Raw genomic sequence first — 7,956 nt, 5'->3', positions numbered from 1 at the left:
TTGTATTATCATTTTTGATATATTGTATCAAAAATATATCACTATGTCAAAAGAGTAAAATTAAAGGGGCTACCCACTTATCTTTTTGGACAGCCTCATTTTATTCTCTCTTCTACAAAATTTATCACCTTACGAGCTCTTTCAATTGCAAACAAAGCATCCTCTTCTACAAAAGCTTCAGAAGGTATGCCACCAGGCAATCCACTTCCCCTTCTTTTGCAAAAATAGCATCATCCAAGTCCCTTTTAGCTTGTATAAGCCATCTTTGGGATTCACTTTTACTTTCTCTTCTCATATAATACACGCCCTTCATCTAAAGCCTTTGTTATAAATTTATTCTTTTCGTATAATTTTTCAATTTCTTCTAGAGTGTATACTAATATATCCATAGCAACATTAGGCTGTATAGCATTGTAAAACACCTCTAACCTTTTCAAAAATGGCAGTTCAGTTTCCCAGATTATTAAAAGGTCTATATCACTTTTAGAATTTATATCCCCTCTCACAAGGGAACCAAATAACACAATTTTCTCTGGGTTTAAATGGATAATAGAATTAATGGCCCTATTTAGCTCCTCAAGCAATAATTTTTCCCTTTCCTTTTGAGGCATTATATACGGCATAATTTTATCACCTATTGCCATTATAGCACAATCATATAAAATTAAGAATTTGATTTACTATTCCACCTACTAAAATCGCAATAATTATATTCGCAAAAACTACCCACCACGTCTTTTTCCAGCCAATTGTCTTTTTCAAAGCGGCAATTGTCGCAATGCATGGGAAATACAGCATCGTCACAATTCCAAATACAATCATCTGCTTGGGAGTTAAAATCTGAGAAACCTGTGTCGTACCGGCCAGTGTGAGAAGCATTATTAAAGTGAGTTCTTTTCTTAAAATCCCAAAAATTAACACTATGCCAACTATTGAAGGAAGTCCCAACCATTTAACTACTATGGGACCCATCACATATGAAACATACTTGAATATTCCCGAATACTTCAATATCTCCAAGACTAAACTTCCTGCCACAATTATGGGCAAAGCTACGTACAAAAAATCTTTTATCCTAAGCCAAATTTGTTTTAAAGTAGGCTTCAAAGCAGGCATTCTGTAACCCGGAAGCTCCATTATGAGGTCATAAGGTTTTCCAGGCGCTATTTTATTCGCAAAATATGCTGCCACATATACTACAAGCACATCAAGAGCAAATACAGCTAAAGCATATTGGGGTCCCATAAAAACTCCTATTGTCCCTAATATTATAACGATGCGGGCTGAACATGGAACAAGTGTTGACATAAAAGAGGCTATGAATATCTCTCTATCCGTCTCTAAGATTTTTGTCCCTAACACAGCTGGTACATTGCATCCAAATCCCATCAGTACAGGAATTAAAGCTTTCCCATGCAGTCCTACTTTATGCATTACTTCGTCCATTAAAAACGCAATCCTAGCAAGATATCCCGTATTCTCTAGTATAGACAAAAATACATAAAATGGAAATATATAAGGGAGAACGATAGTAACTGCAGAAATAGCTCCTTCTGCTAATCCATTCCATATAAAGTCTTTGTACATCTCCGAAATATGGAGGTTATAAACCAAAGGCTTAAACTGGTCAAAAAAGTCCTCCAGTATACCTGAAAAATATTCTCCGAATTTGAATATGCCGTAAAAAGACAGAAATACAATTATCGCCATAGAAACGTAGCCCCATATCTTGTGAAGGACCACATTGTCTATAAGGTCTGTCCAGGTAATTCTATGGTGAATCTCTGAAACAGTTTCACTTGCGATGTACGAGGCTATGTCATACCTGTCAGCAGTAACTAAAGTCCCAATTGGGCTTTTAAATTTTGCCTTCAAATCCCCAAGTACTTTTTCAATCTCTTTATAAGCTTGTTCCCCTGAAGAAGTGCTTTTAAGTTTTTCAATTACGTCTTCATCCTCTTCCATGACCTTTAAAGAAATCCACAAAGGATGAAAAGATTTTACAAGAGGAACATTATACCTCATTAGAATTTTATAAATCTTCATCACATATTCTTTTATTTCAGGTCTATATTTTAACACCTTTTCACTTTCTATATCATAAGCAAAGACATCTTCTCCTTTGTAAGAATCAACCATTTCAAGCACTTTATCTATTAATTCTTGAAGCCCTTTTCCTTTTGTCGCAATGGTCTCCACAACAGGAATCCCCAAAAGCTTTTCCAGTTTCTTTACATCTATATCTATTCCTTTCTTTACAGCATAGTCTATCTGGTTTAGAGCCATGACCATTGGCACGTGGAGTTCCAAAAGCTGAAGGGTGAGAAATAAATTTCTCTCGAGGTTAGAGGCATCCACTACATTTATAACTACATCCGGCTTTTCAAAGGCTATAAACTCACGGGATACAATCTCTTCCTGAGAATAAGCCGAAAGAGAATAAATTCCTGGCAAGTCTATAATTTTTATAATTCTTCCTTTGTACCTTAATGTGCCCTCTGCCCTCTCTACAGTTTTCCCAGGCCAATTGCCAATTATCTGCGTCATACCCGTCAACTGATTGAAAATGACGCTCTTCCCCACATTTGCATTACCAGCCAGTGCTACAACTATTTCCTTCTTCATATCGCAAGTTCTCCTTTTTTATCTACGCAATTTTTACATATATTTTAGAAGCAAGACCATAACCTATAACCAAATGAGAATTTCTAACTTCCAGTTCTACAGGCCCTCTTAAAGGCCCTCTCCTTATTAGCCTTACTCTTGTTCCTGGCACAAGCCCCATATCGCTCAACCTCTGAGCAGCCATTCGTCCTGCATCTATGAACACAATTTCTCCCTCTTCATTTTCCCTTAATTCTAGAAGGTTTATAACTTCGTTTTCTACCATCATATGCATCCTCCAAAAGTGAAAATCATTATCAATATTTCTCTTAAAATTGTAACATTTTTTCAAAGCAATTGTCAACGCAAAACTCAACAAAAAAGCCGCCCAACTAAAAAGCGGCTTTTATTTGGTATATATAATTTTACCATTTACAATTGTCATATTCACGCTCAAATCACTATCCAATACTACTATATCTGCATCTTTACCTATACTGATACTACCTTTCTTATCAAAGACCCCAATTGCCTTTGCTGGATTTTCAGACACCATTTTCACAGCATCAAAAAGGGAAATACCTAAGCTTGTAACATTTTGCAAAGCTTTATCTAATGTCAAAGTACTTCCCGCCAAAGTCCCGTTTTCAAGTCTTGCTTCTCCATTTTTTACATAAACTTTTTGCCCTCCAAGACTATACTCCCCATCCCCTAACCCACAAGCAGCCATAGCATCGGAAATTAAAATAATTTTATCCACACCCTTTATTTTTACAAGCAACTTAACTGCTGCAGGGTGTGAATGTATAAAATCACATATAAGCTCTCCATATATTCTGTCATCTAAAAACACTTCTCCTAACGCTCCTGGCTCTCTGTGGTGAAAACCCTTCATCCCATTATATGTGTGTACGGCTATCGTTGCGCCGTAATCCACTCCCCTTTTCATCTCTTCATAAGAAGCACTGGTATGTCCTAAAGAGACTTTAACTCCTTTTTTTATCACATGTTTTATAAAATCTCCTGAAGGGTCTTTCTCTGGAGCTAAAATAATTACTTTTATATTGCCCTCTGCTGCTTCATAAAATTGGTCAAATATTTCTTTATTTGGCTCTAAAATATATTTTTCATCCTGTGCCCCTTTATGTTCCTTACTTATAAAAGGCCCTTCTACATATGCCCCTAAAATGTTTGCCCCTTTTACTCCTTTTTCCATTGTTTCTTTTATGTTTCTTAAGGCTTTCAAAATATCAGAAACATCCATTGTCATAGTAGTTGGACAAAAACTTGTAACCCCATGTTTAGCAAGATGCACAGAAATATTGTTTAACGCTTCATAAGTAGCATCCATAGTATCATAACCAACACCGCCATGTATATGTATATCAATAAACCCCGGTACTACTTTTTTGCCTTTCAAATCAATTACTTCTGCGTTTTCAACAGTCAAGTCCTTACCAATCTTCCTTATTTCCCCCTCCGAAATTAACACATCCCCACCATACAAAATTTCTGCCTCTGTGTATATTTCACCATGCTTCAATAAAAGAGTTCTCATCTGGAAACAACTCCTTTTAGTAATTTCGTAGTAATCCCCTATAATTTGATTATACCATATTATCTTCTATATTATCTTCCCAGGATTAAGTATAAGATTTGGATCTAAAGCCTTTTTTATAGCTCTCATCATCTCTATATGCGCTGGTTCCAATACTAATGGAAGATATTTTTTTCTCTTATGCCCTATACCGTGTTCACCGCTTATTACACCGCCCAACTCCTTTACTACAACATACATTTCTTCAAGAAGTTTCTCGAGCTTTTCATGCCACTCTTCCATAGAAAGTTCTGGCGGCTTTATGGGAGTTGCATGAATATTCCCATCTCCTGCATGCCCGTAACATGGAATAGGTACTCTGTATTTGTTTGAAATTTCCCTTATTTTTTTGAGAAAAGTAGGAATTTCAGATATAGGAACTACAACATCCTCTAGACTTTGATGAGGACTAAACTGTTTCCAAGCTTCCGCAATATTCCGCCTTATTCTCCATATTCTCTCTGAAGTTGTGGCATTATCAGCAACATACACCTCTATTGCGCCATTTTCCATGCACAAGTTTCCTATAATTTCATACTGCTCTTCTAATTCTGTCTTATTGTTTCCGTCAAGTTCTATTAAAAGCATTGCCCCTGCTTCTTCAAAAGGTATCTTTTCATTGAGATATTTACATGCTGTTTTAAATGATAAGTCATCCATAAATTCTATTGAGGTAGGTATTATTCTGCCAAATGTCATAATTTTAGGCACAGTCTTGATAGCAGTATCCATATCTTCAAAAAGTACCAATAAATCTACCTTTGCTTGAGGGAGTGGAATAAGTTTAAGGTATATCTTTGTAAATATTCCAAGTGTACCTTCAGAACCTACCATAAGGTGGATAAGGTCATATCCAGTAACATCTTTCATTACCTTTCCACCAAGATGTACAATATCTCCTGTCGGTGTTACAACCTCTAATCCTATCACATATCTTCCAGTTACTCCATATTTAACCGCTCTTCCACCACCTGCATTTTCTGCAACATTTCCTCCTATATAGCAGGTTTCTACACTCATAGGATATCCTGCATAAAATAGGCCATACTCTTTAACAGCATTATTAATCTCATTCGTCACAACCCCAGGTTCAACAACCACTACTAGATTTTCTTTATCTATTTCAAGAATTCTATTCATCCTTTCAACAGATAACACAATCCCACCGTATACAGGTACTGCTCCACCAGAAAGGCCACTGCCAGCACCTCTAGGCGTAATAGGAATTTTGTATTTGTTTGCCAGTTTTATTATTTGTGCTATTTCTTCTGCCGACGAAGGTTTTACAACAGCTTCCGGCATATGGGCATAATGTTTTTCTGCTACTTCATCATGGGAATAGGCTTCTAATGCTTCAGGGTCATCGTATATAACGTTATTACTTCCTACTATTCCAATTAATTCTTCCACAATTTTTGGCGTTAGCTTATTATACATTCAAATTTGCCTCCTTCTTTTTGTACTCTTTGATTCTTTCTATGAGAAGGGGTAATATCTCATTTAAGTCACCAACTATCCCAAGATTTGCAATTTTAAATATCTGTGCATCAGGGTCTTTATTTATGGCAATAATGTTTTCTGATGTTTGCATACCTGCTATATGCTGAATTGCTCCAGAGATGCCAACTGCAATATATAGTGTTGGTGAGACTGTCTTCCCACTTAACCCTATCTGATGAGGGTAAGTTTTCCACCCTCTATCGACAACATCCCGGGAAGCTCCTACCGCTCCACTTAAAAGCTCTGCTAACTCTTCTATCAATTTGAAATTTTCCGCTTTCCCTAAACCTCTTCCTCCTGCTACTATTATTTTAGCATCTTGTATGTTTATTTGCTGTGACTTATCCTTTATAAATCTGACATATTTTGTTGTAGTAGTAAATACTTCTTCATCAAATTGTTTGTATATTATTTCTCCTTTTCTTGTTTTATCAGGTGGCAATGGTTTGGTAGAATGAGGCCTTACTGTAGCCATTTGTGGCCTTGTATTAGGAGTCTTTATTGTAGCAAGGATGTTCCCACCTATAGCTGGCCTTGTCTGCAGGAGATTTCCTGTTTCTTCTTCAATATCAAGAACTGTACAATCAGCAGTAAGGCCTGTTTGTTTTTTCACCGCAATATATGGCATTAAAGTTCTACCAGTTGTTGTAGCAGCAGCTATAAATATATCTGGATTATATTCATCTAATAATCTCAAAATCACTCTTGCATAAGTTTCTACAATAAAATTTTCAAGTCGTTTATCTCCTACTACATAAACTTTATCTGCCCCTCTTGCGATAAGCTCATCAATATCCTCTTTTTTTATGTTATAGCCTATCACGACAGAAGCAATAGATGTATTTAATTTTTGAGCAAGACTTTTACCTCTGTTTAGTAATTCAAATGATACAGGATTTAATTTGCCATGTCGAAATTCTGCTAAAGTCCATACTTCTCCCATTATAAAGCCTCCTCAAATAAGTTCTTTTTTGATAAGATAATCCATAATTCTATCAACAGCCTGGTATAAGGTCTTTTCGTCTTTCACAATGATTTTTTCACCTTCTCTTGTCACTTTAGGTGTAAATATTTTTACAACCCTTGTAGGTGAACCTTTAAGCCCTATCTTTTGTCCTTCAGCACCTATTTTTTGTGCATCCCATATAGGTATTTCCATCCTTTTTGCCTTTAATTTGCCTCTTAAAGTAGGCAACCTTGGATCGCTTATTTCCTTGACCACTGTTAACACTGCTGGAAGCATCATTTCAATTTCCTCATATCCTTCTTCAACAAGCCTTTTTACCGTAATTTTCCCATTTTCTACTGATAAGATTTGACTTGTAAAAGTAGAAAGAGGTAGATCTAAAAAAGAGGCAATACCAGGACCAACCTGTCCTGTATCTCCGTCTGTAGCTCTTTCTCCACATATTACAAGGTCAAAATCTCCTATTTGTTTAATAGCTTTTGCCAAAACATAGGAAGTAGCAAATGTATCGGACCCTGCAAACTTTTTATCTGATAAAAGTATCCCATCATCACACCCCATTGCAATTGCTTCTTTTATAGCATCTATTGCTTTCTCAGGACCCATTGATACAACAATTATTTCTCCTCCATATTCTTCTTTCAACCTTATTGCTGTTTCAATAGCATATAAGTCAAGAGGATTTACTACATTTTCTACTCCTTCTCTTACCATTGTTCCTGTCACAGGGTCCATTTTTACATTGCTCGTCTCAGGTACTTGTTTTATTGGGACTATTATTCTCATATAAACATCTCCCTTAAAAAATAATATAGAAAAAGAAGGAGATAGAACATCTCCTATAGAGAAAAGGTAGAAAAACTAGTATTTTACCATCGACTGATATACAATATCGGAAATATCCCTGGTTAACTTAAAAGTACTTGGATACATTCCCTTTTCGTTAACCCCATTGTTTTGTTTATTTGTAAGTACTATAATTTGGAGATTATACTCCGGATCAAAAATAATTTGGGTCCCCGTAAAACCACTATGCCCAAATGCTTTACTTGAAACTAAATTCCCCATATAACTACTTCTTGCTATTTCCCAACCGTAGCCGTATTGATAATCAGTCCAACCTTTAGGCGGTGTTTTGAGAGATGTAAACTCATCAAGAACAGATTTATCATATAACTTTACAGTACCATATCCACCTCCCTCTATTATCTTTTATTTTCTCTTAATATCTTAGTTTTTCTTTAATTTTCTCATCACAACAAGAGCATCTCATGGCTTATATTACCAT

General features: G+C 36.0%; 8 protein-coding genes. All 8 read right to left on the bottom strand.

The window, feature by feature from the left end:
- Positions 1-278: 278 nt before the first annotated feature.
- The 8 genes from EV203_RS12785 to EV203_RS14370 all read right to left on the bottom strand — a co-directional run bounded on the left by EV203_RS12785 (position 279) and on the right by EV203_RS14370 (position 7,874).
- Positions 279-644, bottom strand: coding sequence for a nucleotidyltransferase domain-containing protein (locus EV203_RS12785; RefSeq protein ID WP_243700709.1), 366 nt, complete (start codon positions 642-644; stop codon positions 279-281).
- A 10-nt stretch (positions 645-654) separates the two neighbouring features.
- Positions 655-2,625, bottom strand: coding sequence for a ferrous iron transport protein B (feoB, locus tag EV203_RS12780; protein WP_132040857.1), 1,971 nt, complete (start codon positions 2,623-2,625; stop codon positions 655-657).
- 22 nt (positions 2,626-2,647) lie between these two features.
- Positions 2,648-2,890 (bottom strand): FeoA family protein, encoded by a 243-nt coding sequence (locus EV203_RS12775; RefSeq protein WP_041587084.1) that lies wholly within the window; start codon positions 2,888-2,890, stop codon positions 2,648-2,650.
- Positions 2,891-3,010: 120 nt separating this feature from the next.
- Positions 3,011-4,162 carry an N-acetylglucosamine-6-phosphate deacetylase gene (gene nagA, locus EV203_RS12770; protein WP_132040856.1) on the bottom strand — a complete coding sequence of 384 codons (1,152 nt, stop codon included), beginning with the start codon at positions 4,160-4,162 and terminating at the stop codon, positions 3,011-3,013.
- A 66-nt stretch (positions 4,163-4,228) separates the two neighbouring features.
- The gene (locus tag EV203_RS12765; protein WP_132040855.1) at positions 4,229-5,638 is read right to left on the bottom strand and encodes an FAD-binding oxidoreductase; all 1,410 of its coding nucleotides are present in this window, start codon (positions 5,636-5,638) and stop codon (positions 4,229-4,231) included.
- Positions 5,631-6,644: an electron transfer flavoprotein subunit alpha/FixB family protein gene (locus EV203_RS12760; RefSeq protein ID WP_132040854.1), complete on the bottom strand. Its 1,014-nt coding sequence runs from the start codon at positions 6,642-6,644 to the stop codon at positions 5,631-5,633. Before EV203_RS12760 ends, EV203_RS12765 begins: the two co-directional genes overlap by 8 nt.
- 12 nt (positions 6,645-6,656) lie before the next feature.
- Positions 6,657-7,454, bottom strand: a complete 798-nt coding sequence (locus tag EV203_RS12755) for an electron transfer flavoprotein subunit beta/FixA family protein (RefSeq protein ID WP_132040853.1) — start codon at positions 7,452-7,454, stop codon at positions 6,657-6,659.
- A gap of 75 nt (positions 7,455-7,529) precedes the next feature.
- Positions 7,530-7,874: a serine hydrolase gene (locus tag EV203_RS14370; protein WP_424945283.1), complete on the bottom strand. Its 345-nt coding sequence runs from the start codon at positions 7,872-7,874 to the stop codon at positions 7,530-7,532.
- Between the last annotated feature and the right edge of the window lie 82 nt (positions 7,875-7,956).

Source organism: Caldanaerobacter subterraneus (assembly GCF_004345675.1).
Taxonomy (GTDB): Bacteria; Bacillota; Thermoanaerobacteria; order Thermoanaerobacterales; family Thermoanaerobacteraceae; genus Thermoanaerobacter; species Thermoanaerobacter subterraneus.
Note: the sequence above shows the minus strand (reverse complement) of the source record. Positions and strands in the feature narration are given on the sequence as shown.

Excerpts from the sequence above, each read along its gene's own strand:
- EV203_RS12785 (WP_243700709.1), bottom strand. The coding sequence starts at position 644 with ATGGCAATAGGTGATAAAATTATGCCGTATATAATGCCTCAAAAGGAA.
- feoB (WP_132040857.1), bottom strand. The coding sequence starts at position 2,625 with ATGAAGAAGGAAATAGTTGTAGCACTGGCTGGTAATGCAAATGTGGGG.
- EV203_RS12775 (WP_041587084.1), bottom strand. The coding sequence starts at position 2,890 with ATGGTAGAAAACGAAGTTATAAACCTTCTAGAATTAAGGGAAAATGAA.
- nagA (WP_132040856.1), bottom strand. The coding sequence starts at position 4,162 with ATGAGAACTCTTTTATTGAAGCATGGTGAAATATACACAGAGGCAGAA.
- EV203_RS12765 (WP_132040855.1), bottom strand. The coding sequence starts at position 5,638 with ATGTATAATAAGCTAACGCCAAAAATTGTGGAAGAATTAATTGGAATA.
- EV203_RS12760 (WP_132040854.1), bottom strand. The coding sequence starts at position 6,644 with ATGGGAGAAGTATGGACTTTAGCAGAATTTCGACATGGCAAATTAAAT.
- EV203_RS12755 (WP_132040853.1), bottom strand. The coding sequence starts at position 7,454 with ATGAGAATAATAGTCCCAATAAAACAAGTACCTGAGACGAGCAATGTA.